We start from the raw sequence: 24,389 nt of genomic DNA, 5'->3' as shown, positions 1-24,389 counted from the left end.
GCAGCAACGGCCGAGTCAGGGGGCGTCAGTGAGCGGTGAGCGGGATGAGCGGATGCGGCGGTGGCGGCTGGTGCTGGGCGGGGGCCCGGCCGACGGCACCGGGTGCGCGCTGGACGGCGCCGACGCGCAGATGGACGCGGCGCTGGCGGCCCTCTACGACCAAGGCGGCGCGTCCAGGGACGGCGACGGCGGGCGGGCGGACCGGCGGGAGGGCGGCCTGAGCGCGTCGGCGCCTCGGGTGGCGAGGTGGCTGGGCGACATCCGGACGTACTTCCCGTCCACGGTCGTCCAGGTCATGCAGAAGGACGCCATCGAGCGGCTCGACCTCACCAGGCTGCTGCTGGAGCCCGAGATGCTGGAGGCCGTCGAGCCCGACGTGCACCTGGTGGGCACGCTGCTGGCGCTCAACAAGGTGATGCCCGACCAGGCCAGGGAGTCGGCCAGGGCGGTGGTGCGCACAGTGGTGGCGGAGCTGGAGCGCAGGCTGACGCAGAAGACGCGGGTGGCGGTGTCGGGGGCGCTGGACAGGTCGGCGAGGACGCACCGGCCGAAACGGGTGGCCGACATCGACTGGGACCGGACGATCCGGGCGAACCTGAAGAACTACCTGCCCGAGAAGAACACGGTCGTCCCCTCCCGGCTGGTGGGGTACGCCCGCCGCCGGCGGTCCGTGCAGCGGGAGGTGGTGCTGTGCATCGACCAGAGCGGGTCGATGGCGTCCTCGGTGGTGTACGCGAGCGTGTTCGGCGCGGCGCTGGCGTCGATGCGGGCGCTGAAGACGTCGCTGGTGGTGTTCGACACGGCGGTGGTCGATCTCACCGACCGGCTGCACGATCCGGTGGAGCTGCTGTTCGGTACGCAGCTCGGCGGCGGCACCGACATCAACCGGGCCGTCGCCTACAGCCAGGGCCTCATCACCCGCCCCACAGACTCGATCTTCGTGCTGATCAGCGACCTGTACGAGGGCGGGGTCCGGGAGGAGATGCTGCGCCGGGTGGCGGCGATGACGCGGGCCGGCGTCCAGGTGATCGTGCTGCTCGCGCTGTCCGACGAGGGCGCGCCGTTCTACGACCACGAGAACGCGGCCGCGCTCGCCGCGATGGGGGTGCCCGCGTTCGCCTGCACCCCTGACGCCTTCCCCGGCCTCATGGCGGCGGCGATCGAGCGGCGCGACATCGCCCGCTGGGCCGAGCAGCACACCCCTGCCCCTTGAGCGTCCCGTCTCACGCGCCCGGCTCTTGGGGCCGGGCGTGGCGGGGCAGCAGGTACGACAGTCCGAACGTGAGCGCCAGCAGCCCCACCTCGACCCATACCGTGAGCTGCATGGCCGAGCCGAAGCTCCACCGGTCGGCGAGCAGGTGGAAGAAGAGCGTGCCGAGCACCGCGGTGCCGAACGCGCCGCCGAGCTGCTGGATGCCGGTCAGCGTGCCGGAGGCGGAGCCGGACTCGTGCGGCTCGACGCCGGCGAGCACGATGTCGAAGAACGGCGCCATGACGAGCCCCATGCCGATGCCGGCGAGCGCGAGGCCGGGGGCGAGCTGCAGGGTGGAGACGTCCGTGCCGGCCAGGTGAATGGTGAGGGCCAGGACGGCCGCGCCGGCCGCCATGACGAGCGTGCCGATCTGCAGCAGGCCGCGGCCGAGCTTCTCCTGTAGCCCCGACATGGCCAGGCCGAAGCCGACGACGCCGCCGAGCGCCTGCGGCAGCGCGGCGAGACCGGCCTCGAGCGGGCTGAAGCCGAGCCCGAGCTGCGTGTAGAGGGTGAAGACGAGGCTGAAGCCGATCATGCCGGAGAAGAACGCGAGCCCGGCGACCAGGCCGCCGGTGAAGGCGCGCTTGCGGAACAGGCTGGGCGTGACGAGCGGGTCGCGGCCTGAGGCGGTGCGGCGGGCCTCGTACCGGCCGAAGAGGGCGAACACCGCGATCGAGGCGGCCATCGACACGAACGTCCAGGCGGGCCAGCCCAGCTCGCGGCCCTGGATGAGCGGGAAGACGAGCAGGAACGCGGCGAGCGAGACGAGCCCGACACCGGGCAGATCGAGGCGGGTGGCGGCGGGGGAGCGGTATTCCGGCAGGTAGCGCAGCGCGGCGAGCACGGCGGTGAGGCCGAGCGGCAGGTTGATCAGGAAGATCATGCGCCAGCCGGTGCCGAAGAAGTCGGCGTCCACCAGCCAGCCGGCCAGCACGGGACCGCCCACGGACGAGATCGTCATGACGGGCCCGAACATGGCGAACGCCTTGCCCACCTCATGGGGCGGGAACATCTCCTTGATCAGCCCCAGGCCCTGGGGGATCATCACCGAGCCGAACAGGCCCTGCAGCACGCGGCTGGCGATCAGCATCTCGGGGCTGACCGCGATCCCGCACAGCAGTGAGGCAAGGGTGAAGCCGGAGGCGCCGATCACGAACATGCGCTTCTTGCCGTACAGGTCGCCGAGGCGCCCGCCGGTGATCAGGCCGACGGCCATGGCGAGGGTGTAGCCGGCGCCGAGCCACTGCACGAGGCTCTCCGAGCCGCCCAGGTCCCGCCGGATGGTGGGTGCGGCGATCGTGGTGACGAGCGCGTCCAGGAGGTCCATGACCTCGGCGGCGAGGATCACGAACAGGGCGATCCACCGCCATCGGTACGGATGGACCCCGGCCTGCGCCGAGGCGGCGGTCACGGTCATGAGCGGTCTCCTTCGATAACGGTGTTCCAGCGAACGAACAGCGTTCGTAAACGAACATCGTTTTAGTGGCGAACGCCGTTCGTGTCAAGTACGCTGTTCGTCATGGTGGATCGCAAAGGAGCGGAGGGCGTCCCGGCGCCGCCGTGGCGCAAGACGCGCAAGCCGGCACAGCCCAAGCGGCAGCTCAGCCAGGATCTGATCATCGAGACCGGCCTGCGGATCCTCGACACCGAGGGGCTCGACGCGCTCAGCATGAGACGCGTGGCCCAGGAGCTCGACACCGGCCCGGCCTCGCTCTACGCCCACGTCGCCAACAAGGAGGAGCTGCTGGAGCTGCTCTACGACCGGGTGCTCGGCGAGATCCGGCTCCCGGAGCGCGATCCGGCCCGCTGGAAGGAGCAGCTGCGGGCGTACGCGCTGGAGGTGCACCGCGTGCTCATGGCGCACGGCGACGTCGCCAGGGCGGCGCTGGCCACGATCCCCACGGGCGAGAACTCCGTGCGCGCGGGCGAGTTCATCTTCGGCCTGCTCGTGGAGGCGGGCATGCCGCCCAGGGAGGCGGCCATCGCGCTTGACCGGCTCTCCCTCTACATCGTCGGCGACGCCTACGAGGCGTCGCTGCACTACACCCGCATGCGCGCGGCCGGCTTCACCGACAAGCGGGAGTACTTCGAGTCGTGGGTCGGCCAGATCATGACCTACTACCGGGCGCTGCCGCCCGAGCAGTTCCCCCACGTCACCAAGCACGTCGACGACCTGGTGGACGCCGGCGGCGAGGAACGCTTCCGCTACGGGCTCGACCTCATACTCGACGGCATCGAGGCGCGCATGCCGGGCAAGCGGGCGTAGGCATGCCTTAGGCCCAATTGCCTAGGCCCGATGCCCGATGTGCCGGACGGGGCCGGCCCGTAGTTTGCCCGCATGACAACGACTGTGGAGAAGAACGCGGCGGCCCCTGCCGGGGTGCTGTCCGCCGCTTACCGGGCATTGAGCATCGGCCTTGTGGCGCTGGTGACGCTGACGGCGTTCGAGGCCATGGCGGTCAACACCGCGATGCCGGTGGTGGCGCGCGACCTCGACGGCCTGCCGCTGTACAACCTCGCCTTCAGCGCCACTCTGGCGGCCAGTGTGATCGCGACCGTGCTGGGTGGGCGGTGGGCGGACCTGCGCGGGCCCATGCAGCCCATCGCGGCCGGGGTCGCCGCTTTCGTGGCGGGCCTGCTGCTGGCCGGGCTGGCGCCCACGATGGAGGTGTTCGTGGTCGGCCGGTTCGTGCAGGGCCTCGGCGCCGGGCTCATCCAGGTGTCGATGTACGTGCTGGTCGCCCGCGCCTATCCGCCCGAGATGCATCCCCGCGTGTTCGCCGTGTTCTCGGCCGCCTGGGTCGTGCCGTCCATGGTGGGCCCGGCCATCGCCGGGTTCGTCGTGGAGAACGCGAACTGGCGGTGGATCTTCCTCGGCGTGACGCTCATCGTGATCCCGTCGGCGCTGCTGCTGTGGCGGGGCTCCGCCGGGCGTACGGACGGCGACGGCCAGACCCAGGACGACGCCGAGCCCGCACCCGCGCTCGGCCGCAAGCTCGTCTGGGCCACGCTGACCGCCGTCGCCGCCGCGCTGCTGCAGTACGGCGGCGCGCTCAAGACGGCCGGCCTGCCCCTGCTCGCGGCGGGCCTCGTGCTGCTGGCCGTGGCCCTGCCCAAGCTGCTGCTGCCCGGCTCGCTGCGGGCCGCCCGCGGCCTGCCCACCGCGCCCGTCCTGCGCGGCCTGGCCTTCGGCGCGCTGACGGCCACCGAAGTGTTCATCCCGCTCATGCTCATGAACGAGCGCGGGATGAGCGCCACCGGCGCCGGCGTCGTGCTCACCATCGGTGCGCTCGGCTGGTCAACCGGCTCCTGGATCAAGGGCCGCGGCGTGATCGGCAACCTGGTCGCCATCAGGGGCGGCGCCGCCATGATCGCCATCGGCATCGCGATGGTCACGCTCGTGCTGATCGACGCCGTGCCGATCGCGGTCGCCTACGTCGCCATGGCCATCGCCGGGCTCGGTATCGGCGTGCTGCACCCCACGGTGTCCGTCCTGGTGCTGGAGATGTCCAAGGAAGGCGAGGAAGGCGCGAACAGCGCGGCCGTGGGCGTCGGCGAGTCGGTGTTCACCGTGATGGCCGTCGCGCTCAGCGGCGCCCTGTTCACCGCCGCCGGCGGCAGCTACCTGATCGGCCTCGCCTTCACCGCCCTCCTCGCCGCCGGGGCCTTTCTGCTCGCCCCGCGTTTCGTGCACGCCGCGGCACCGGGCACTATGGAGGGAGCCGCGTCATAAAAGGGGGATGCATGCCGCGAGTGCGGGAGCTTGAGGTCTTCCGGCTTGTCCTGCCCTTCGGCAGGAAGACGGAGACCCTGCTCGTCAAGCTCACCGACCATGGAGGCATGGTCGGCTGGGGTGAGGCGACCGCTCCTCCGGCCAAGGCCTGGTCGAGGCTGGAAGAGACGCTGGCTGCGCTGCTCATCGGCGTCGACTGGGAGCATCCTGACACCGTGCCGAGCGGCGACAGCGCCGTCGACATGGCCTGCTGGGACCTGTGGACCAAGATGCGCGGCGTGCCGCTCGCCGAGGCGATCGGCGGCACCCGCACCTCCCTCGTGGCGACGGTGCGGCTCGGCCCCGACACGTCGGTCGAGAGCCTGGTGTCCCGGGTCAACCAGCAGATCTGCGCCGGATACGGGCACGTCACGCTCGACGTCAGGCCGGGCTGGGACGTCGAGCCCGTACGCGCGGTGCGGCAGGCGTACCCGGCGCTGACCCTGGCCGTCGACTGCGGCAACGCCTACAGCGACCTCGGCCAGCTCGTCGCGCTCGACTCCTACGGCCTCGAGGTCATCGAACGCCCCTTCGCCGTCACCGACGTCTACTCCCACGCCGCGCTCCAGGACCAGGTGGCCGCCTCCGTCGCGGTCGAGGTCTCCTCATCCGCCGAGCTCGACGACTTCCTCACCCTGCGCGCGGCCCGCGTGCTGCTGCTGCGCCCGTCGGCGTTCCCGTCGCTGTCGGAGGCCAGGCGCGCCCACGACCGCGCCGCCGCCGCGGGGTGGGACATCCAGTGCACCGGCGGCCAGGGCGCGGGCCTGGCCAGGGCGGCCACGGTCGCGGTGGCCAGCCTGCCGGGGTGCACGCTGCCGTGCGACGTGACGCAGCCGCCCCGCCAGAACCAGATCGTCACGCCCGTCGTCGGCGCGAACGCCGGGGTCATCGCGGTGCCGCTGACCCGGTCGGGGCTCGGCCACGACGTCGACGAGCAGCGCCTGCGGCGGATGACCAAGGAGTCGTTCCACGCGTAGGGCGTGTCAGGGGGGCGGGGATCGGGTCGCCGTCCTCGTCCCACCACTACGCCACCCCTTCCGGCGGGCCGTACGCGTCCCGCCGCGCCCCTCGTTCAGGCGGGGTCATGAATGCAGCGAGCGGGCCAGGTTCACGCGCGTGATGTACTCGGAGATGCCGGAGAAGTGGGCGCCGGCCGCGATGAGCGCGTCCCGGATGCCGGCCGTCCTGTCCGTGATCGCGCCCGTGGGCGTGCCGGCGACGATGGCGAACGCGAGCGCCGCGAGGGCGAGCAGGTGGCTGCGGCGGTGCACGATGAACCTCCCGAGGCGGTGTGTGATCACGACACCGCCCAGGAGATCACGACCGGCCCGCCTCATCGCGGGTACGCCACAGCGGCCAGGCGCGTTCTTTACCCCTTGTTCGAGGGGGCGCCGCAGCCCTGGGTGAGGCCCTGCACTGGGTTGTCGTCGTCCTGCTTGGGCCGCTTGTTCGCGGTCTTCTTCGGGTTGGGCGTCTTCGCCGGCGCGGCCGTCCCGGAGCCGGTCGGAGACGGCGACGGCGAGGCGGTGGCGGCGACCGGCCGCTCGGCGCGCTCGGACTCGCGGATCGCCTTCGCGGCCAGCGACCGGATCAGCTCCCAGTCGGGGTAGCCGGTGTTGATCAGCGGCGGGACGAACTGCAGGCTCGTCACCTTGGCGTTCTTCACCTTGAGCGCCAGCGGCACCAGGTGCTCCAGCATCGGCCGCGGGATGTCGGTCCTGATCAGGCCCTTCGTGGCCCGCGCGACCTGGTTGAACCTGGTCAGCAGCGTCGCCGGGTCGGCCTGGTCGAGCAGTGCGCCGAGCACGCAGCGCTGGCGGCGCATGCGCGTGTAGTCGTCGCTGAACGTACGGGATCGGGCGTACCACATGGCGTCGGCGCCCTTCAGCCGGCGCGTGCCCGCCTTGACCAGGCCCTCGTTGTACTTGCCGAACACGACGTCCTGCTCGACGGTGATCGTGATGCCGCCGATGGCGTCGATGAGCCGGGCGAAGCCCCACATGTTGACCAGGGCGTACCAGTCGACGCGGAGGCCGAGCGTGTAGCCGATGGTGTCCATCAGGACCTTGGCGCCCTGGTGCTGCTTGCCGCCGAACAGCTCGGGGTGGGCGTCGGCGTACTCCCACACGCTGTTGAGCAGGTCGCTGCTGCCGCCGTTGGGGTCCTTCGGCAGGTCGAAGCCGTGGGGGAAGCGGCGGGCCATCGGCGTGCCCGGACGGAAGCGCACGTCCTCGAGGTTGCGCGGCAGGCTGAACAGCACGGTGTTGCCGGTCCGCACGTTGACGCTGGCCAGGTGCATGCTGTCGGTGCGCACGCCCACCCGGTGGTCGTCGGCGTCCCCGCCCAGCAGCAGGATGTTGATCCGCTCGCGCCCCGCCCACGGGTCCTCGGGCTTGGGCGCGGGGGGCGTCGGCTCATCGACGGCCTCGACCGGGGCCTGGAAGATGTCGTCGAGCGCCTGCCGGTAGGTGCTCGCCGAGTGCGCGGCGTACGCGAACGGCAGCACCACCACGACGGCGAGCAGCCCGGCCAGCGTGCCGGTGAGCACTTGCCCCGCCTGACCGAGCCGGTGGGGCCGCAGCACCACGAACGAGTGCACGATCAGCGCGAACCAGGCCGCGCCCAGCACGCCCGAGCCGATCATGACGGCGGTGATCCACGAGTCCTGGGTGGCCGAGCCGAGCAGCGTGCCGAGGTCGTTGGAGAGCACGAACGCCAGCAGGCCGAGCAGCGCGACGGCGTACAGGGAGATCAGGACGAGGCCGGTCTTGCGCCGGCGGCACGCAGATGAGCGGCCCCGGGTGCCAGTGCCGCCAGCACGAGCCACCCGAGGACCCCCGCGGCGCTCACTGGGGCGCTCACTGGTTTCTTCGCCTGCTCCACGCCTTCCCCGTTTCCCCGCGTACCACCATAGGTGCTGAGACCTCCACCCGCGGTGAACCGCGTGGCGCGGTCGCCCCAGGCTCCATTGAGGCGGCAGCCTATGCACTTAATACGAAAAATGTCGTTATCAGGGGGTGAACTTCAGCAACCGAATAACATTCTGTGCATGGGCTTCTCTGAGATCGAGTACGGGGTGACCGATCGCATCGCCACCGTGACATTGAAACGCCCCGACCGGCTGAACGCCTTCACCTTTACGATGCGCGGAGAGTTGATCGAGGCTTTCGACCTGGCCGACGCCGACGACGACGTCCGCGCGGTGGTGGTCACGGGCGCGGGCCGCGCCTTCTGCGCCGGGGCCGACCTGGGCGGCGGCGGAGGCACGTTCAAGGGCCGCGCATGGGGCGAGACCGTCGACGGCGTGCCGCGCGACGGCGGCGGCACGGTCGCGCTGCGCATCGCCCGCTCGCTCAAGCCCGTCATCGCCGCGATCAACGGCCCCGCCGTCGGCGTCGGCGTCACGATGACGCTGCCGATGGACGTCAGGCTCGCCTCGGAGACGGCCAGGTTCGGGTTCGTCTTCGCGCGGCGCGGCATCGTCACCGAGGCGGCGTCGAGCTGGTTCCTGCCCAGGATCGTCGGCATCTCCAAGGCCATGGAGTGGGCCGTCACCGGCCGCGTCTTCTCCGCGGCCGAGGCGCTCGAAGGGCGGCTGGTCTCGCGCGTCTGCCCGGCCGACGAGCTGCTGCCCGCCGCGTACGAGCTGGCCAGGGAGATCGCCGACAACACCTCCGCCGTCTCCGTCGCGGCCATCCGCCGCCTCATGTGGTCGGGCCTGTCGGCGTCCTCGCCCTGGGAGGCGCACGCCGCGGACTCCCGCCTGATGGCCGAGCTCGGTGGCGCGCCCGACACGGTCGAGGGCGTCACCGCGTTCCTGGAGAAGCGGCGGCCCGACTTCCCCATGCGGGTCAGCAGCGACCTGCCGCCCGGGGTGCCCTCATGGCCGGATGATCCCTATGGTGTCTAGCATGTACGAGATCACCGTGCTGCCCATGCCCGACGACTTCGAGGGCGAGGTCGTGGCGACGCTGGTGTCCAGGAGGGCAGAGACCGCCTCCCGCAGGGCGGTGCTCTACCTCCACGGCTTCACCGACTACTTCTTCCAGGACCACCTCGCCGAACACTACGTGCAGCGCGGCATCGACTTCTACGCGCTCGACCTGCGCAAGTACGGCCGTTCCCTGCTGCCGCACCAGACCAGGGGCCTGATCAGGAGCGTCACCGAGTACTTCGCCGAGATCGACGAGGCCGTGCGCATCATCAGGCGCGACCACGACGAGCTGACCGTCAACGCCCACTCCACCGGCGGGCTGGTCGCCGCCCTGTGGGCCGACCGGGTGCGCGGCCGCGGCCTGGTGCAGGGGCTCGTGCTCAACAGCCCGTTCTTCGACCTCAACGTGCCCACGCCGTTAAGGCTGGCCGCCGACCTGCTCAAGACGCCGCTGTCGTACACGAAATGGGTGCTGCCGCTGCCGTCCAGCGACGTCTACGGGCGCACGCTGCACCGCAGCCACGGCGGCGAATGGGACTACGACCTGGAGCTGAAGCCGCTCGGCGGGTTCTCCGTGCACGCCATGTGGCTGGCCGCCATCCGGCGCGCCCAGCGGCGGCTGCACGCCGGGCTGTCGGTGGACGTGCCGGTGCTGGTGCTCGCCTCGGCCAACGGCCTGCGCGTCCGCGACTTCGTCCCCGAGGCCCGCTCGGCCGACATCGTGCTCGACCCCCGCCACATCGCCCGCTGGTCCACCTCGGTCGGGCCGCACGTGACGTGCGTGCGCATCCAGGACGGCGTGCACGACCTCGTGCTGTCCGCCGAGCCCGTGCGCAAGCAGGTCTTCGCCGAGATGGACCGCTGGATGGAGGCCTTCGTTCACCAGGACGCTCACCAGGACGTTCACCAGGACGTTCACCAGGGCGTTCACCAGGGGAACGAGAAAAGGCCGTAGTAAGCCGCCGCCACCAGCAGCAGCCCGGTCCCGCCCAGCACGCCCCCGACCGACACGTACTGCCAGCGGGTGGGCTGCAGGCCCTCGCGCAGCGCCGACACGTACGCCGCCACCGCCGTGACCTCCTGGATCAGCATGAGCACGGCGAGCAGCCGCACCACGAGCCAGCCGGCCAGCACGGCCGGCCAGGCGCCCGCCTGGTTGACCGAGAACAGCACCAGCAGCGTGATGAACGCCGCCACCGAGGCCAGCAGGGCGAGCCCGGTCCACGCCATCCTGGTCAGCCGGCGCCTGATCGGCGCCCACAGGCGGGCGTTGGTCTCGACGGGGGTCTGGTCGCGGTGGCGCAGCCGTACGACCATGGCCGCCACCGGGCCCGCCACGTAGCCGACGGCGGCCAGGCAGATCGTCAGGCCGAGCATCGTGCCGCCCGCGTACCAGGGGGCGGCGGGCACGTCGCTCGCCTCGAACCGCTGCACCGGGGTCGCGCCCGCCATGTGGACCGCCGGCGTGGCCGTGCCCGGCAGGCCCTTGATCCAGTTGGCCAGGGTCTCCAGGTAGCCCGCGGTGAAGTCGCCGCCGTTGACCCGCATGGCATGGTCGCCCTTGGCCATGAAGCGGATCGTGTACTTGTCGTTGCCCGCCTTCTCCAGGGCCGTGATGAGCGCCTTGGTGGACTCGACGAAGGGGATCGAGGGGTCGGTGGTGCCGTAGAACGCCAGGACCGGCTGCTTGACCTGGCTTAACGCGGGCATCGCGTCGTAGCGCAGGAAGTCGAAGCCGACCCCGCCCATCGCCCTGGTCAGCAGGTCGCGTACGCCGACGGGGGCGCGCAGCCGCAGCAGCTGCTCGTTCAGCGCCCAGGCGACCTGGCGCAGCGGGGAGACGTTGGGCGACGACACCAGCACGATGAAGCCCACCGACGTGCTCTTGGCCGCCGCGATCGGCACCACCCAGCCGCCCTCGGACACGCCCCACACGCCCACCAGATCCGGGTTCACCTCGGGCCGCGTGCGCAGGTACTCGACCATGCGCAGCGCGTCGTCCGCCAGCAGCCCGAAGTCGCGGTGACGGAAGTCGTAGCCGACCGTGCGCTTGTCGAACGCGATCGTCACCACGCCCGCCCTGGACAGGAACTCCGCCTGCGGCGTGAACTCCGTACGCGAGCCGTTGCCCGACCCCGACACGAACACCATCGCCGGATGCCGCCCGGGAGCGATCGGCACCCGCAGCGTGCCCTCCAGGCGCTGGCCCTCCGCGGGGACCGAGATCTCCTCCTCGCGGAACTCGTGGACGGTCGCGACGGGCTTCAGCTCGGCGGCGGGCTGCGGCGGGATGGCCTGGAACGCGGGATCGACCTTGAGCGGCGGCGGATCGAACGCGGGCGGAAGGACGTAACCGACCGCCGCGAGAGCCACCAGCACCAGGCCGGCGGCGACGCTCAAGGTGCCACGGCCAGTGCGCATCGGCCTCCCCATGTGCGTTGGTTTGCCCGCCGATCTTCCAGAGTACTCCCGGCGCGTGGGGCTGGAGAGACCCCATATGTCAGTGAGACCTGTTAGCTTCCTGCGACATGCGGATCCTGCACACCTCCGACTGGCATCTCGGGCGCTCCTTCCACCGCGAGAGCCTGCTCGCCGGGCAGGCCGCGTTCATCGATCACCTGGTCGAGACCGTGCGCTCCGAGCGGGTCGACGTGGTGGCGGTGGCCGGCGACGTCTACGACAGGGCGCTGCCGCCCGTCGACGCCGTCGCCCTGCTCGACGACGCGCTCGCCAGGCTGCGCGGCGCCGGCGCGCGCGTGGTGCTGATCAGCGGCAACCACGACTCGGCGCTGCGGCTGCGGTTCGGCTCGGCGCTGTTCGAGTCGGCGGGCGTCCACGTCCGCACCGCGCCCGACAGGTCGTGGGAGCCCGTCGTGGTGGACGACGTCGCCTTCTACGGCATTCCCTACCTGGAGCCGGAGCTCGTACGCGCCCAGTGGGAGCTGCCCGACCGCAGCCACACCGCCGCCATCACCTACGCCATGGACCGCATCAGGGCCGACGCCGCCCGCCACCGCGCCTCCGTGGTGCTCTCCCATTGCTTCGTCACCGGCGGGCAGGCCAGCGACAGCGAGCGCGACATCAGCGTCGGCGGGGTCGCCCACGTGCCGCTGAGCGCGTTCGACGGGGTCGGCTACGTCGCACTCGGCCACCTGCACGGCCGCCAGCGCATGTCCGAGACCGTGCGCTACTCCGGCTCGCCGCTGGCCTACTCCTTCTCCGAGGCCGGCCACGTCAAGGGCTCCTGGCTGGTCACGATGGGGGAGAAGGTGGAGGACGTCGACTTCGTGCCCGCGCCCGTGCCCCGCCCCGTCGGCCGGCTGCGCGGCGACATCGACGACCTGCTCACCGACCCCCGCTACGCCGCCTACGAGGACCACTGGCTGCAGATCGTCCTCACCGACCCCGTGCGGCCCAAGTCCGCGATGGACCGCCTGCGCGCCCGCTTCCCCCACACGCTCGCCCTCTCGTTCGAGCCGGTCGGCGCCGTCGCCGCCGCCGAGCCCGTACGCGTCACCGGGCGGCCCGAGGCGGAGGTCGCGCTCGACTTCGTCAAGGAAGTACGCGGCGAGCCTGCCGCACCCGAAGAGGAGGAGCTGCTAAGACAGGCCATCGAGGCGTCCAGGGTGAAGGAGACGATGGCGTAGATGCGCCCCCACAGGCTCACGCTGACGGCGTTCGGGTCCTTCCCCGGCACCGAGACCGTCGACTTCGACGCGCTGGCCGAAGCCGGGCTCTTCCTCGTCCACGGCCCCACAGGGGCGGGCAAGACCACCATCCTCGACGCGCTCTGCTTCGCCCTCTACGGCCAGGTGCCCGGACAGCGCAACAGCGCCCGCAGCCTGCGCTGCGACCACGCCCCGCCCGGCACCGGGCCGTCGGTCACCCTCGAGGTGTCCATCAGAGGGCGTTTACTGCGCATCCAGCGCTCCCCGGCCTGGCAGCGGCCCAAGCTGCGCGGCACGGGCTTCACCGAGGAGAAGGCCAAGGTGGTCGTCTCGGAGTGGCAGGGCTCCGACTGGCACGGCCTCACCACCCGCCTCGACGAGGCCGGCGACCTCATCGGCGGCCTGCTCGGCATGAACGCCGACCAGTTCTGCCAGGTCGCCATGCTGCCGCAGGGCGACTTCGCCCGCTTCCTGCGCGCCGGCGGCGACGAGCGCGCCAAGCTGCTCGAACGCCTCTTCAGCGTCAAGGTGTTCACCGCGGCCGAGTCCTGGCTCGCCGAGCACCGCAAGCAGGCCTGGCGCGAGGCGCAGGAGCTGCGGCAGGAGGTCGATTTCGCCGTCAAACGCGTCGAGGAGGCCGCCGGTCCCGACCTCCTCGGCCGGCTCACCTCGGCCGCGCTGGGGAGCGCGGCTACCGGGGGCGGCGTCCACGCCACCCTGGCCTTCGACGACGATCCCGCTCCGGCGGCGCGCGGCGAGGACGCCTCGGCCGGCACCGCTCCGGCGTCGGATCGCGAGGGCGAGGCCGTTGCGGCGGCGGGCCGGGACCGTGAGGCCGCCCTACGGGACGATCGCGCCGGAGCGGCCGGCGTCGTGGCGGGGGACGACCGTACGGCGGGTTCGGCCGACGGACAGGTGCGGGCTGCCGCTGACGGGCAGGGGCAAGCAGTCTCCGACCGGCAGGGGCGGGCCGCCTCCGACGAGCAGGGACAAGTGGACGCCGGCGGAGAGGCGCCGTCGCCTGAGGAGGAGCCGTTGCGGTGGGCGGGCGCGCTGCTCGACGCCGCGCGGGCCGTCGTGACGCGGGCGGAGGAGGAGCACGCCGCGGCGGGTGCCGCCTTGCGGGCCGCGCGGACGCGCTTCGAGCAGGCCGCCGCCCTGGCCGAGCGCCAGCGCCGGTACGCCGAGGCGCTCACCCTGCGCCGCACCCTCGACGAGCGGGCCGACGAGCGCGCCGACCTGCAAGCGATCCTCGACGACGCCGCCAGGGCCGACCGCGTCGTCCCGCTCGTCACGGCCGCCCGGCAGCGCGCCGAGGCCGCCGCCAAGGCCCGCGCCCTGGCCGCCGACGCCATCGCCCGCGCCCGCCCCCTCCTGACCTCAGCCCCGCCCGCGGGCTTCGGCCACCCATCCGGCGCGCCCAGGCAGGGCGCCCCCGCTCCCGGCCCCACCGCGCAGCGGCCCACCGCACCCGGTGCGGATGCGCCCACCGCGCAGCGGCCCGCCGCTCCCGGCGCCGCCGCGCAGTGGCACGCCGGGAAGGCTCCTGCCACGGAGAGCCCGTCGGACCAGGGGCGGATCGATGCGGGTGCGCCGAGTGCCGGGGAGCTGGCGGCGTTGGAGCGGGCGCGGCAGGACGAGATCGCGCGGCTGCAGGAGCTGCTGACCGAGGAGGCCAGGCTCTCGGTGGTGCGGCGCGACCTGCTGCGCGTCGAAGACGAGCTGGCCGAGCTGCTCCGCGCCGACGAGCGGGTGAGCGCCCGGCTGGCCGAGCTGCCGGCGTTGATCGAGCGGGCCGAGGCGGGGCTGGCGGCCGCGCGTACGGACGCCGCGCGGATCCCCGCGGCGAAGGCCGCGCGCGACGCGGCCGCGCACCTCATCGAGATCGACCGCGAGCTGGCCGCCCTGGCGGAAGAGCTGGACGTCCTGGCGCAGCGGGAGGCCGAGGTGGCGGCGGCGGAGGCCGAGCTGCCGGCCAGGCTCGCCGAGGCGGAGGCCGCGCTGGACGACGTACGCGCGCAGGCCGCCGCGATCCCCGCGCAGACGGCGGCGCTGGAGGCGGCCAGGGCGGCGCTGGAGGCGACGCACCGCAGGGAGGCGCTCGCCGCCGAGCTGGAGGAGGCGAGGGCCGCGCACCAGGTGCTCGTGGACCAGGCGCAGGCCGCCCGCGAGCGCTGGCTAGACCTGCGGCAGGCCCGCATCGACGGCATGGCCGCCGAGCTGGCGCGCGATCTCGCCGACGGGCAGCCGTGCGCGGTCTGCGGCTCCGAGCACCACCCCCAGCCCGCCAAGCCCGCGCCGAGCGCCCCGTCGGCCGATGACGAGCGCGAGGCCGAGGCCGCCCACGACGCCGCGCTGAGCGAACGCGAGGCCGCCGAGCGGGCCCTGGCCTCGCTGGAGTCCCGCCACGCCGACGCGGCCGCGGCCACCGGCGATCTCGACGTGGCCGCCGCCGAGGAGCAGGTGCAGCAGGCCGAGCAGGAGCTGGCCCGCCTCCAGGCGATCGCCGACCGCGAGCCCGCGCTGGCGCAGGCCCTCGAACGGGTCGAGGCCGACCGCGAACGCGTCCGCGACCAGGCCCGCGAGATCGCCGAAGCCCTGGCCGCCCACCGGGCGCACCGGGCGCAGCGGGAGGCCGAGCGGGCCCGCGTGCGCGCCCAGCTCGACCTCGACCCCGACGCGGTGGCCGAGTCCGTGCTGGCGGAGGCCGAGCGAGAGCTGCGCAGGCTGCAGGAGTCGGCGGCCGCCGAGCCCCGGCTGGCGCAGGAGGTGGCCAGGCTCGGACAGGAACGCAATGAGCTGGAGGAGCAGAGCCGCCAGGTGGCGGCGCGCCTCGCGGCCGCCCGCACCAGGCAGGAGGAGCTGAGCGGCGACGCCGGACGGCTCACCGCGCGGCTCGACGCGGCCCGCGGCGGCGACGCCACGCTGACCGCCCGCCTGTCCCGGCTGAGCGACGAGGCCGAGCTGCTGCGCGAGGCGCTGGAGGCCACGCAGGCGGCGGTGTCCGCGCGCGACGAGCTGGCCAGGGCGAAGCAGGCGGCCGAGGAGGCGGCGGCCGAGGCCGGGTTCGGCGACGTGCGCGACGCGGAGGCCGCCTACCGGAGCCAGGCGGAGCGCGAGCGCAAGGCCGAGCTGCTGCGGCGACTCGACGATCAGCACGCGGCCGTCAGCGGCGTGCTGGCAGACCCCGAGCTGGTGGCCGCGGCGGCCGAGCCCGCGCCCGACCTGGCGGCGGTTCAGGCCGAGCGCGACGCGCTGGAGGAGACGTACACGCGGCTGGCGAGCGTACGCGACAGGGCGGCGGCCAGGGCGCGGCGGCTGGCCGAGCTGCACGACGAGCTGGCCGGCCACCTCGAACGCTGGCGTCCCGCCGCCGACCGGCACCGCCTGGCCGAACGCATGGCCTCGCTGGCCAGCGGCACCTCCAGCGACAACCAGTGGAGCATGAGCCTGTCGTCGTTCGTGCTCGGCGAGCGGCTGCGGCAGGTGGTGGCCGCCGCCAACGAGCGGCTCGACCACATGTCCGGCGGCCGCTACCTGCTCAGGCACGACCTGGGCAAGACGGCCGGCTCCCGGACGCGCGCGGGCGGCGGGCTCGGCCTGCGCGTGGTGGACGGCTGGACCGGCGTCGACCGCGACCCGGCCACGCTGTCCGGCGGCGAGAGCTTCATCACCTCGCTGGCCCTGGCGCTCGGGCTGGCCGACGTCGTCACCGCCGAGGCGGGCGGCGCGGAGCTGGGCACGCTCTTCGTGGACGAGGGGTTCGGCACGCTCGACGAGGACACGCTCGACGGCGTTCTCGACATCCTCGACGGGCTGCGCGACGGCGGCCGCGCCGTGGGCATCGTCAGCCACGTGTCGGAGCTGCGTTCCCGGATCACGGCTCAGCTCAAGGTCGTCAAGACCCGTACGGGCTCCACGCTGCGCGCCGCCGGCACCGGCTGACCCCCGCAGGGCCGGCCGCAGGGGCGGGTATAGGTTGTGGGCGAGATCGAGGGGTCCAGCTTGCGAGGAGCGGCTCATGCGCGTCGTCGTCACCGGAGCACACGGCAAGGTCGGCAGGGCCGCCGTCAAGGCCCTGCAGGAGGCGGGGCACGAGGTCACCGCCACCGATCTCACCCGCCCGGTCTGGGAACGCCACGATCCCGGCGAGCCCCGCTACAAGCAGGCCGACCTGACCGACGCCGGGCAGGCGTTCGCCGTGACGCACGGGGCCGACGCCGTGGTGCACGCGGCGGCCATCCCCGACCCCACCATGAACGCGCCGCACGTGGTGTTCCAGAACAACCTGATGGCCACGTTCAACATGATCGAGGCGGCGGTACGGCTGGGCGTGCGGCGGTTCGTGAACATCTCCAGCGAGACCGTGCCCGGGTTCTTCTTCGCCGAGCGGCCGTTCCTGCCGGACTACGCGCCGGTGGACGAGGAGCACCCGATCCGGCCGCAGGACCCGTACGCGCTGTCGAAATACTTCGGCGAGCAGCTCATGGACGCGGCGGTGCGCCGGTCGGACATCAGGTGCATCTCGCTGCGGCCGAGCTGGGTGCAGCACGAGGGCAACTACGAGCGCAACCTCGGGCCGGAGGTGCGCGGCGAGGTCGAGGTCGGGGCCGGGCTGTGCAGCTACACCGACGTGTACGACCTCGCCGATGCGATCGTGCTGGCCGTCGAGTCCGACCTGCCGGGGCACGAGGTGTTCTACATCGCCGCGCCTGACAACGCGGGCGGGCACGACTTCGCGGCCATGCTGCGGCGGAGCTTCGGCGACAAGATCGAGCTGCGGCCGCTGTCCAGGGCCGACTCGTCGGGCATCTCGTGCGAGAAGGCGTACCGGATGCTCGGCTGGACGCCCAAGCGGACGTGGCGCGACTACCTGGACGACAACGGCCGCGCCCGCCAGAAGTGACGGCCGGCCCGCGGTTGAGCCGGGCCTCGTCTGCGGGCGGGGCCTGTCGTCAGGCGGGGCCTGTCAGGTGAGGGCCGCGATCAGGCCGGGGAGCTCGGCGGGGTGGCGGAAGAGCGTCGCGCCCAGCCCCTTCAGGCGTGCGATCGGCGTGAGGCCGCCGGCGTACGCGAAGCACCGCATGCCCGCGCTGATCGCCGCCGTCACCCCGATGGGACTGTCCTCCACCACCACGCACTTGTCCGGCTCGGCCCCCATGGTGGCGGCGGCGTGCAGGAACAGGTCGGGCGCGGGCTTGCCCGCGGCGACGTCCTCGACGCTGAAGACGCGCCCGTCGAAGTGGTGGGACAGCCCGGCCAGCCGCAGGTTGCGGCGGATGGTGGCATGGCGGGCGTTGGAGGCCACGCAGAACGGGATGGTGAGCCGTTCGAGCACGTCGGTGATGCCTTCGACGGCGCGCAGCTCTCTCTGGATCGCCGCGCGGTACTCCGCTCTGAACCGGTCGCGCCAGCCGGGCGGGGTGGGCCCGATCTGCTGCTCCCAGTAGTCGCCGGTGGCGCCGACGAACTTCTCGATGTATTCGGCCTCGGTCATCGTCCGGCCCAGGCGGCGCAGGGCCGCCAGCCCGACGCGTACGGAGATGGACTCGCTGTCCACCAGGACGCCGTCACAGTCGAAGATCACCAGCTCGACGGGCAAATGCCCCCCTTTCTACATGGATGTTCCGTATGTGAAACCTAACATTGCGCAGGTGATAGCGTCCTCGTATCGCTTCACAAGACGCACGTCCACATAGTGAGACACTCATGAAGGTTTCCCCTCAGACCGGCGCCCCCAGCCGGTCCAGGATCGCTGCGGCCAGCCTCATCGGCACCGCCATCGAGTTCTACGACTTCTACATCTACGGCACCGCCGCCGCCCTGGTGCTCAACACCGCGTTCTTCCCCGACATGGACCCGGTGGCGGGCAGCCTGGCCTCGTTCTCGACGTTCGCCGTGGCGTTCATCTCCCGCCCGCTCGGCTCCGCCCTGTTCGGGCACTGGGGCGACCGCATCGGCCGCAAGTCCATGCTGGTCGTCTCGCTGCTGGTGATGGGGCTGTCCACGGTCCTGATCGGCCTGCTGCCCGGTTACGCCGCCATCGGCGTGATCGCGCCCGTCCTGCTCGTGCTGCTGCGCTTCACCCAGGGCATCGGGCTCGGCGGCGAGTGGGGTGGCGCGGCGCTGCTGGCCACCGAGCACGCCCCGCCCGGCAAGCGCGGCCTGTACGCGATGTTCCCGCAGCTCGGCCCGTCGGCCGGGTTCATCGTCGCCAACGGGCTGTTCCTGATCCTCGGCGAGGTGCTGAGCGACGGGCAGTTCGACAGCTGGGGATGGCGGCTGCCGTTCGTGGCGAGCCTGCTGCTGGTGATCGTCGGCCTGTACGTCCGGCTCAAGATCTCCGAGACGCCCGTCTTCCAGGCCGCCATGGACCAGCACCGCATCGCCAGGGTGCCGTTCGTCGGCCTGATGAAGCACCAGTGGAAGCGTGTCCTGCTCGGCGCCGGCGCCATGACCATCGCGTACACGCTCTTCTACACCGCCACCACCTACTGCCTGGCGTACGGCACCGACACCCTCAAGATCTCCAAGACCACGATGCTCGCGCTGTCGATGGTCGGCGTGGTGTTCATGGCGGCCGGCACGGTGGCCTCGGCCATGGTGTCCGACCGGCTGGGCCGCCGCCGCACGCTCATCACCGGCACGATCGGCGCCGTCGTGTGGGGGCTGGTGATGTTCCCGCTGATGGAGACCCGCTCCACGTTCCTCGTCGGGCTGGCCCTCGCGGGCGCGCTCGCGCTCATGGGGCTGGTCTTCGGGCCGATGGGGGCGTTCCTGCCCGAGCTGTTCAGGACCGAGTACCGTTACAGCGGCTCGTCCGTCGCCTACAGTCTCGGCGGCGTGCTCGGCGGCGCGGTGCCGCCGCTGGTCGCCACCAGCATGCAGGCGAGCGGGCTGGGCGTCATGGCGGTCGGCGGTTACGTCTCCGCGATGGCGATCCTGAGCCTGCTCTGCCTGCTCGCCCTGCCGGAGACCGGCGACCGTACCCTGTGAGGTGTCGTCAACGGAGGGTTCTGCCGGGGTGGAGTGGATCGACGCGGCCACGGCGGCCGAGCGGCTCGGGATCAAGCCCGCCACGCTGTACGCGTACGTGAGCCGCGGCGTCGTGCAGCGCCGGCACAGCGAGGACGGCCGGCGCAGCCTCTTCTCCGCCGAGGAGATCGAACGCCTCGCCCGCCGCGGCCGGCCGCGCGCCCAGCCGCCGGAGCTCGTCATCGAGTCCGCCGTCACGTCGCTCGGCGTGGACCGGCCCTACTACCGGGGCACGGACGCGCTCGCGCTCGCGCGTACGGCGGCGTTCGAGACCGTCGCCGAGTGGCTGTGGACCGGCGACCCCGGCGTATGGCTACGGGCCGCGCCGGGCGGGCGGCGGCTCCAGCCCGACGGAGGGCTACGGGCCACGCCGGGCGAGCGACGGCTCGAGCCTGACGCGGGGCTGCGGGGCGCGCCGGGCGGGAGGTGGCTCGAGCCTGACGCGGGGCTGCGGGGCGCGCCGGGCACGTGGCGCTTCGAGCCCGGGGACGGGTTGCGGGCCGCCGTCGCCGCTCAGCGCGGCCTGCCCGGCGACCTCATGCCGCTCGACCGCCTCCAGGTCATCGTCACGGTGCTCGGCGCGTCCGACTCCCTGCGCTACCAGCTCGACCCCGACTCCGTCACCGCCACCGCCCGCCGCCTCATCGCGGGGCTGGTGGACGCGCTGCCGCCGCTCGGCGAGCCCCAGGGCGACACGATCGCCGAACGTCTCTGGTCCCGCCTGTGCCCGCACCCCGCCACGCCCGGCCTGCTCGACGCGCTCAGGGCCGCGCTGGTGCTGCTCGCCGACCACGAACTCGCCGCCTCCACGCTCGCCGCCCGGGTGGCCGCCTCCGCCAAGGCCGACCCGTACGCCGTCGTCCTCACCGGGCTCGGCGTGCTGGGCGGACCGCTGCACGGCGGGGCCTCGTACGCCGCAGAACGCCTCCTCGACGAGATCACCCACCCCGGCGAGGCGCCCCGCGTCATCGGCGAGCGCGTACGGCGCGGCGAGCGCATCCCCGGCTTCGGCCACAGCGTCTACAAGAACGGCGACGCCCGCGGCACCCTCCTCCTCGACCTGATCAGGAAGGCCGTCACGGAAACCGGCGCCCGCACCGCACCCTGCCCACCGGCCAAGCGCGCGCATCGGGGCGGACCGGGCGAGCCCGCGCGCCTTGGGGATCCGGGCGAGACCGTTCTCCGGCCGGATCGGATCGACGTGGTGGATGCCGTGCTGGCGGAGATGCGCCGGCGCCGCCTGCCCCACCCCAACGTGGACCTCGCCCTCGCCACCCTCGTCACCGTCAGCGGCATGACGCGCGGCGCGGGCGAGGCCATCTTCGCGGTGGCCAGGGCGGCGGGCTGGCTGGCGCACGCGATGGAGGAATATCGCCGCGGCTCTCTCCTCCGCCTCCGCGCCTCCTACACCGGCCCGCCACCGAAGTGACCACGAAGCCCCCGGACGTCCACCACCGCCGCCCGCGCGCAGCCCGCGCTGGGCTCAGCCGGCCGCGCCCGGCGCCTCACCGTTCGCGGGCGGGCTCACGCCGTGACCGCGGGCGCCTGCCCCGCCGTTCGCGGGCGGGCTCACGCCGTGAGCGCGGGCGCGCCGCGCTCCACGTACGCCGCCAGCGCCCGGACCCGCTCCGCGTGCTGGTCGTGCCCCACGATGACCGGCGGCTCGTTGTACGGCATGGCGTCCGACGACCGCCGCAGCTTGATGTACTGCCCGCACGCGTCGATCGCGTACGGCTCCATGTCGTCCTGCAGCGCCCCGATCACCGTGATCCCGTACGTCTCGCCGATCCGCCGGAACAGCGCCACCGCCTCCCGCCGGTGCTCCTTGCCCAGGTTGCGCCCGAGCTCGTCGAGCACCAGGCACAGGTGGCCGCCGCCGGATGAGGCGATGGCCGCCGCGCACACCAGCTTGACGGCCTTCTCGTCCATGAGCGCGGTGTTGGCCCGCCGGTTGTACGGCACGAACGCCTGCCCCTCGCCCCGCCGCCACTTGGGCGTGACCCGCCACTGCCAGCGCTGCTCGGGGTCGGCGGGCGCGGGCGGGACGGGGAACTCCAGCGTGGCGCCGTAACCGCCGTACGAGGTGTCGAGCTTGTCGAACTCCTCGGCCACCCGCGCCAGCCGCGCCTTGATCGCGGCGGTCAGCGCGGCGCGGTGCACGGCCGTGGACTGGGCGGCCTCCTCCGCGCCCCTGGCCGCCGCCGCCAGGTCGCGCTGCCGGGAGACGAGCTGGGCCTCGATCTGCCGCCGCTGGTGGCGTTCGTACTCCTCCTGGCCGCGCAGATAGGACGACAGCGACCCGCAGACCGCCGAGAACGTCGCCTGCTCCCGCGCCGTGCTGCCCTCCCGCTCGCTCAGCAGGAAGCGCAGCTCCTCGGGCAGCTCCGCGTCCTCGTCGGGGAACGTGTCGCGCAGCGCCTGGTCGAGGTGGCGTTCGGCGATCCGCCACCACTCGTCGGCGGTGCGCGTGCGCTCCTGGTCGGGCAGCGCCTCCAGCCACTCGCGGGCGCTGTCGATGGTGCCGCCCCAGTCTTCGGCGAGCGCGTCGAGCTTGAGCGCCTCGCGTTCGGCGGTGACCTTGGCCTCCTGCTCGCGGGCCTGCGCGCGCTCGCTCTCGTGCCGGTGCCTGCGCCCTTCCAGCCGCTCGATCTCCATGTCGCGGGTACGTGCCCGGAAGTCGAGCGCGGCGGCCTGGCGCTCGGCCTCGGCGACCTTGGGCGCGAGCTCCTCGATGGCGGCGTTCAGCTCGGCCAGCTTGGCCCGCCGCTCGCCCAGCTTGACCTCGAGCTCGGCCAGCCGCACCCCGGCCCTGGCGCCTTCGAGCCGCCGCTGCGCCTCGGCGACCGTCTCCTCCGCGTCGCGTACGGCCTGGGCCGCGCTCTCCTGGACGTCCTTGGCCCGGTTGAGCCGCTGCTCGGCGGCCTTGATGCGGGCCTCGCGCCCGGTCGCCACCCCCTCGAACGCCCCGACGACGCTCACCCCGGCCGCGCTCACCAGCACCGACCCCGGCAGGTCGGCCAGGGCTTCGGCGGCCGCGCCGAGCTGAGTGGCGTCCACGATCACGGCGTGCTCGTGCGGCCAGCCGCGCAGGCCACCGGACGCGCCCGCGTCGCGCGCCTGCTCGGCCACGTCGAGCGCGTCGAGCAGCCCGGTCGCGCCGATCCCCGCCGCCGCCAGCGCGTTGAGCTGGGCCGCCGCCGGACCGCCCTCAGCGTCATCGAGGGCCGCCTGCGCCGAGGCCACCTCCTGGTCGGCCACGCCGAGGGCCTTCAGCGCCTCGTTGAGCCGCAGCCGCGCCTCGCCGAGCTCGCGTTCGGCCGCCGGCACGTCGCGCCCGTCGGCGAAGCGGCGGGTCTCCTCCAGCGCGGGGATGAGCCCGCGCAGCTCGTCGGCGGAGTTCTCCGTCACGGCGCGGTCGGCGTCGAGCTTGCTCGCCCGCGCCTGCAGCGCCGCCAGCTCCTTGCGCGCCTGCGACACCTGCCGGTCGAGGGTGTCCTCGCGCAGCGTGGCGATCTCCGCCTTGACCAGGGCGACGGCCTCGGCCGCCGCCTCGCCGGCCGCGCGGTGGCGCTCAAGGTCGGCGGCCAGCGCCTCGTCCTTGGCGGCGGCGTCGGCCAGCCTGCGGGCCTGCCGCCCGCGCCAGCACCGCTGCGCGTCGGCCAGCCGGATGCGCGCCTGGTCGCGCCGGTCGAACGTGCTCAGCAGCGCCTTCGACTCCGACTCGAACTCGGCCAGCCGGTCGGCCGCCTGCGCCGCCCGCACCCGCTTGGCGTGTTCGTCGCGGCGGGCCTCGCGCTCCTGCTCCAGCTCGGCGTCCAGGCCGGTCAGCGCGGCGATGGCCTCGAAGACCCGCTCGGGCGAGATCTCGTTGAGCGGCTGGGAGAGCAGGTTGGTGGCGACCTTGCTGCGCACGGACGTGGACAGGAACGACACGCACCTGACCTTGTCGCCGTAGAGGACCTTGGTGAGGTCGCGGGCCACGACGTCGCGCCGCCCCGCAGAGCGCGGCAGCGACGCCCAGATCTCGTCGGCCCGCGCCACCCGCTCGGCCTCCGACGGCGACGCCGCGAGGTGAATCCCCTCCCGCCAGCGGATCTCCAGGTGGGGCGCCTCCTGGTTGACCCGCAGCCACACGGTCAGCGCCCCGCCCGAGGTGTCGGGCACGTCGAACAGCTCGCCGTCGGAAGGCTCCGCGCCGAACAGGTCGCCGCCGGACGACCCGCGATCGGAGGGCCTCCCCTTGGACGGCCCGTCGTCGGACAAGCCACCGCCGGACGGCTCGCCATCGGACGGGGCAACGCCTGCCGCCGCCTCCCGAGAGCCGGAGGCCGGCGGGGCGAACCCGTTCATCCCGGGCGGCGCGAAGACCCCCACGATGTAGCCGTGGTCGGCGCTCGCCCACTGCCGCGACCCGGCGCCGCTGGCCAGCTCCGCGTTGAACAGCAGCTCCGACACCGCCTTCGCACCCGAGGCGAACCGCCACTGCTCGTCGCCAAGCAGCGCCGTGATCGAGGCGATGAACGACGACTTGCCCGCGCCGTTGGAGTCCTTCGGCCCCGCGCCGGCCACCACGATCAGCGTGCCGGGAACGGTGGGCACCGGATGGGTCGACAACCGCGAGATGTTGACCGCCTGCACGGCGATCAGCACGCGGTCCCCGACGACGTTCTCCACTTGCGACACCTAAACCCCCGTAACCCTTCCATCCCTCATCAACGCTGACATGTG

General features: G+C 73.1%; 17 protein-coding genes. 11 read left to right on the top strand and 6 right to left on the bottom strand.

Going from position 1 to position 24,389, the window contains the following annotated elements:
• Nucleotides 1–52 precede the first annotated feature (52 nt).
• On the top strand, nt 53–1,213 hold the full coding sequence (locus ACFMQL_RS02170) for a VWA domain-containing protein (RefSeq protein ID WP_378790125.1): 1,161 nt from the start codon (nt 53–55) through the stop codon (nt 1,211–1,213).
• Nucleotides 1,214–1,223: 10 nt separating this feature from the next.
• Here the strand turns inward: ACFMQL_RS02170 and ACFMQL_RS02165 are convergent, their stop codons facing one another.
• The gene (locus ACFMQL_RS02165) at nt 1,224–2,669 is read right to left on the bottom strand and encodes a DHA2 family efflux MFS transporter permease subunit (RefSeq protein WP_378784352.1); all 1,446 of its coding nucleotides are present in this window, start codon (nt 2,667–2,669) and stop codon (nt 1,224–1,226) included.
• A 102-nt stretch (nt 2,670–2,771) separates the two neighbouring features.
• On the opposite strand from ACFMQL_RS02165, the gene ACFMQL_RS02160 reads away from it, so the two are divergent.
• The 3 genes from ACFMQL_RS02160 (at nt 2,772) to ACFMQL_RS02150 (ending at nt 6,001) form a co-directional block, all read left to right on the top strand.
• Nucleotides 2,772–3,518: a TetR/AcrR family transcriptional regulator C-terminal domain-containing protein gene (locus ACFMQL_RS02160; protein ID WP_364067596.1), complete on the top strand. Its 747-nt coding sequence runs from the start codon at nt 2,772–2,774 to the stop codon at nt 3,516–3,518.
• Nucleotides 3,519–3,590: 72 nt separating this feature from the next.
• A complete protein-coding gene (locus tag ACFMQL_RS02155) occupies nt 3,591–4,985 on the top strand; it encodes an MFS transporter (RefSeq protein WP_378784351.1) in 1,395 nt (464 codons plus the stop codon).
• An 11-nt stretch (nt 4,986–4,996) separates the two neighbouring features.
• Nucleotides 4,997–6,001, top strand: coding sequence for an enolase C-terminal domain-like protein (locus ACFMQL_RS02150; protein ID WP_364067600.1), 1,005 nt, complete (start codon nt 4,997–4,999; stop codon nt 5,999–6,001).
• 105 nt (nt 6,002–6,106) lie between these two features.
• Here ACFMQL_RS02150 and ACFMQL_RS02145 read toward each other — a convergent pair whose 3' ends face one another.
• Both ACFMQL_RS02145 and ACFMQL_RS02140 read right to left on the bottom strand, forming a co-directional pair.
• Complete coding sequence (locus ACFMQL_RS02145; protein ID WP_364067602.1) at nt 6,107–6,325, bottom strand: hypothetical protein; 219 nt, start codon at nt 6,323–6,325, stop codon at nt 6,107–6,109.
• A 68-nt stretch (nt 6,326–6,393) separates the two neighbouring features.
• On the bottom strand, nt 6,394–7,851 hold the full coding sequence (locus ACFMQL_RS02140; RefSeq protein ID WP_378784349.1) for an LCP family protein: 1,458 nt from the start codon (nt 7,849–7,851) through the stop codon (nt 6,394–6,396).
• Nucleotides 7,852–8,073: 222 nt separating this feature from the next.
• Between ACFMQL_RS02140 and ACFMQL_RS02135 the strand changes: the two genes are divergently transcribed.
• Together ACFMQL_RS02135 and ACFMQL_RS02130 are read left to right on the top strand one after the other, a co-directional pair.
• The gene (locus tag ACFMQL_RS02135; RefSeq protein ID WP_364067606.1) at nt 8,074–8,934 is read left to right on the top strand and encodes an enoyl-CoA hydratase-related protein; all 861 of its coding nucleotides are present in this window, start codon (nt 8,074–8,076) and stop codon (nt 8,932–8,934) included.
• A 1-nt stretch (nt 8,935) separates the two neighbouring features.
• Entirely contained in the window at nt 8,936–9,913 is a 978-nt protein-coding gene (locus tag ACFMQL_RS02130) for an alpha/beta hydrolase (protein WP_378784347.1), read from the top strand.
• Here ACFMQL_RS02130 and ACFMQL_RS02125 read toward each other — a convergent pair.
• Nucleotides 9,886–11,379, bottom strand: a complete 1,494-nt coding sequence (locus tag ACFMQL_RS02125) for an alpha/beta hydrolase family protein (protein WP_378784346.1) — start codon at nt 11,377–11,379, stop codon at nt 9,886–9,888. The genes ACFMQL_RS02130 and ACFMQL_RS02125 overlap by 28 nt on opposite strands.
• 107 nt (nt 11,380–11,486) lie before the next feature.
• On the opposite strand from ACFMQL_RS02125, the gene ACFMQL_RS02120 reads away from it, so the two are divergent.
• The 3 genes from ACFMQL_RS02120 (at nt 11,487) to ACFMQL_RS02110 (ending at nt 17,532) form a co-directional block, all read left to right on the top strand.
• Nucleotides 11,487–12,605, top strand: coding sequence for an exonuclease SbcCD subunit D (locus tag ACFMQL_RS02120; protein ID WP_364067612.1), 1,119 nt, complete (start codon nt 11,487–11,489; stop codon nt 12,603–12,605).
• Nucleotides 12,606–16,571: an AAA family ATPase gene (locus ACFMQL_RS02115; protein WP_378784345.1), complete on the top strand. Its 3,966-nt coding sequence runs from the start codon at nt 12,606–12,608 to the stop codon at nt 16,569–16,571. It abuts the gene before it with no gap.
• A gap of 76 nt (nt 16,572–16,647) precedes the next feature.
• Entirely contained in the window at nt 16,648–17,532 is an 885-nt protein-coding gene (locus tag ACFMQL_RS02110; protein ID WP_364067616.1) for an NAD(P)-dependent oxidoreductase, read from the top strand.
• A gap of 63 nt (nt 17,533–17,595) precedes the next feature.
• Here the strand turns inward: ACFMQL_RS02110 and ACFMQL_RS02105 are convergent, their stop codons facing one another.
• Entirely contained in the window at nt 17,596–18,228 is a 633-nt protein-coding gene (locus ACFMQL_RS02105) for an HAD family hydrolase (RefSeq protein ID WP_364067618.1), read from the bottom strand.
• A gap of 107 nt (nt 18,229–18,335) precedes the next feature.
• Between ACFMQL_RS02105 and ACFMQL_RS02100 the strand changes: the two genes are divergently transcribed.
• Both ACFMQL_RS02100 and ACFMQL_RS02095 read left to right on the top strand, forming a co-directional pair.
• Entirely contained in the window at nt 18,336–19,622 is a 1,287-nt protein-coding gene (locus tag ACFMQL_RS02100; RefSeq protein WP_378784343.1) for an MFS transporter, read from the top strand.
• Nucleotides 19,623–19,650: 28 nt separating this feature from the next.
• Nucleotides 19,651–21,090: a citrate synthase gene (locus tag ACFMQL_RS02095; protein ID WP_378784341.1), complete on the top strand. Its 1,440-nt coding sequence runs from the start codon at nt 19,651–19,653 to the stop codon at nt 21,088–21,090.
• A gap of 140 nt (nt 21,091–21,230) precedes the next feature.
• Here the strand turns inward: ACFMQL_RS02095 and ACFMQL_RS02090 are convergent, their stop codons facing one another.
• Nucleotides 21,231–24,335: a chromosome partitioning protein ParA gene (locus ACFMQL_RS02090; RefSeq protein ID WP_378784339.1), complete on the bottom strand. Its 3,105-nt coding sequence runs from the start codon at nt 24,333–24,335 to the stop codon at nt 21,231–21,233.
• Nucleotides 24,336–24,389 lie beyond the last annotated feature (54 nt).

Origin of the sequence: Nonomuraea fastidiosa (assembly GCF_042751225.1) — a bacterium.
Lineage (GTDB): Bacteria > Actinomycetota > Actinomycetes > Streptosporangiales > Streptosporangiaceae > Nonomuraea > Nonomuraea fastidiosa.
Note: the sequence above shows the minus strand (reverse complement) of the source record. Positions and strands in the feature narration are given on the sequence as shown.

What these genes read in the sequence shown, in the direction of transcription:
- ACFMQL_RS02170 (WP_378790125.1), top strand. Translation starts at nt 53, where the DNA reads ATGCGGCGGTGGCGGCTGGTGCTGGGCGGGGGCCCGGCCGACGGCACC.
- ACFMQL_RS02165 (WP_378784352.1), bottom strand. Translation starts at nt 2,669, where the DNA reads ATGACCGTGACCGCCGCCTCGGCGCAGGCCGGGGTCCATCCGTACCGA.
- ACFMQL_RS02160 (WP_364067596.1), top strand. Translation starts at nt 2,772, where the DNA reads ATGGTGGATCGCAAAGGAGCGGAGGGCGTCCCGGCGCCGCCGTGGCGC.
- ACFMQL_RS02155 (WP_378784351.1), top strand. Translation starts at nt 3,591, where the DNA reads ATGACAACGACTGTGGAGAAGAACGCGGCGGCCCCTGCCGGGGTGCTG.
- ACFMQL_RS02150 (WP_364067600.1), top strand. Translation starts at nt 4,997, where the DNA reads ATGCCGCGAGTGCGGGAGCTTGAGGTCTTCCGGCTTGTCCTGCCCTTC.
- ACFMQL_RS02135 (WP_364067606.1), top strand. Translation starts at nt 8,074, where the DNA reads ATGGGCTTCTCTGAGATCGAGTACGGGGTGACCGATCGCATCGCCACC.
- ACFMQL_RS02130 (WP_378784347.1), top strand. Translation starts at nt 8,936, where the DNA reads ATGTACGAGATCACCGTGCTGCCCATGCCCGACGACTTCGAGGGCGAG.
- ACFMQL_RS02125 (WP_378784346.1), bottom strand. Translation starts at nt 11,379, where the DNA reads ATGCGCACTGGCCGTGGCACCTTGAGCGTCGCCGCCGGCCTGGTGCTG.
- ACFMQL_RS02120 (WP_364067612.1), top strand. Translation starts at nt 11,487, where the DNA reads ATGCGGATCCTGCACACCTCCGACTGGCATCTCGGGCGCTCCTTCCAC.
- ACFMQL_RS02115 (WP_378784345.1), top strand. Translation starts at nt 12,606, where the DNA reads ATGCGCCCCCACAGGCTCACGCTGACGGCGTTCGGGTCCTTCCCCGGC.
- ACFMQL_RS02110 (WP_364067616.1), top strand. Translation starts at nt 16,648, where the DNA reads ATGCGCGTCGTCGTCACCGGAGCACACGGCAAGGTCGGCAGGGCCGCC.
- ACFMQL_RS02100 (WP_378784343.1), top strand. Translation starts at nt 18,336, where the DNA reads ATGAAGGTTTCCCCTCAGACCGGCGCCCCCAGCCGGTCCAGGATCGCT.